Raw genomic sequence first — 1529 nt, 5'->3', positions numbered from 1 at the left:
CCGAGTCCGAGTCCGTCGGCGAGTCCGTCGGGTGGGCCGTGGCCGCCGTCGTCGACCTATTCCAACCCGGTGTTGTGGGAGGACCTGGCCGACATCGATGTCTTCCGGGTGGACGACACCTACTACTACTCGGCCTCCACGATGCACTACTCGCCGGGCGCGCCGATCCTGCGCTCCTATGACCTGGTCAACTGGGAGTACGCCGGTCACTCGGTGCCCAAGCTGGACTTCGGGTCGAAGTACGACCTGAACGGCGGGCGGGGGTACGTCAACGGGATCTGGGCGTCGTTCCTGAACTACCGCAAGAGCAACAAGACCTTCTACTGGGGCGGTTGCATCGACTTCAGCAAGACCTACATCTACACCGCGACCTCGGTCGAAGGTCCGTGGAACCGGCACACCACGATCGACAAGTGCTACTACGACGCCGGGCTGCTGATCGACGACAACGACACGATGTACGTCGCCTACGGCAACACCACCATCAGCGTGGCCCAGCTGTCGGCCGACGGCAAGAGCGAGGTCCGCAGCCAGCAGGTGTTTTCCACCCCCTCCAGCGTGGGCACCCTGGAAGGGTCGCGGATGTACAAGCGCGGCGGCGCGTACTACATCTTCTTGACCCGCCCGGCCAACGGGCAGTACGTGCTGAAGTCCACCAACGGCCCCTTCGGCCCGTATGAGATGCGCCAGGTGCTGCTGAACATGGGCGGCCCGGTCTCCGGCGGCGGGGTGCCGCACCAGGGCGGGCTGGTCCAGACCCAAAACGGCGCCTGGTACTACATGGCCTTCCAGGACGCCTATCCCGGCGGCCGCATCCCCGTCCTGGCTCCGATCACCTGGACCTCCGACGGCTGGCCGACGGTGCAGACCGTGAACGGCGCGTGGGGCACCTCCTACCCCTACCCGAACGTGCCGCGCCCGCCGCGGCAGGTGAAGCCGGCGACCGGGACCGACACCTTCACCGGCACCCAGCTGGGACCCGAGTGGGAGTGGAACCACAACCCCGACACCACCAAGTACACCGTCGGCAACGGGCTGCGGCTGCAGACCGCCACGGTGACCGGCGACCTGTATTCGGCCCGCAACACCCTCACCCACCGCATCCTGGGGCCGTCCTCGACGGCGACGATCCAGCTGGACTACTCGGCCATGCGCGACGGTGACCGGGCCGGGCTGGCGATGCTGCGCGACTCCTCGGCCTGGATCGGCCTCAGGCGCGACAACGGACAGACCCGGGTGGTCGCGACCAACAACCTGACCATGAACAGCAGCTGGCAGACCACGAGCACCGGCACCGAGGTCGCGAGCACGCCGGTGTCCGGCGGGCGGATCTGGCTGCGGGTCAACGCCGACATCCGTCCGGGCACCGGCCGCCAGGCCAAGTTCTCCTACAGCACCGACGGAGTGAACTTCACCTCCTTCGGACCGGCCTTCACGATGGGCAACGCCTGGCAGTTCTTCATGGGCTACCGGTTCGCCATCTTCAACTACGCCACCCAATCGCTGGGCGGCGCGGTCACCGTCAGCCG

General features: G+C 67.2%; 1 protein-coding gene. It reads left to right on the top strand.

Features of this window, described 5'->3' with window-relative positions; genetic code table 11:
* Window positions 1–69: 69 nt before the first annotated feature.
* Window positions 70–1529, top strand: a 1460-nt coding sequence (locus IL992_RS45500; protein ID WP_319019264.1) for a glycoside hydrolase family 43 protein, incomplete at its 3' end; no start/stop codon positions are given.

The organism is Microbispora sitophila (assembly GCF_014892245.1).
Classification (GTDB): Bacteria; Actinomycetota; Actinomycetes; order Streptosporangiales; family Streptosporangiaceae; genus Microbispora; species Microbispora siamensis.
This window is presented reverse-complemented; position numbering and strand designations above follow the sequence as displayed.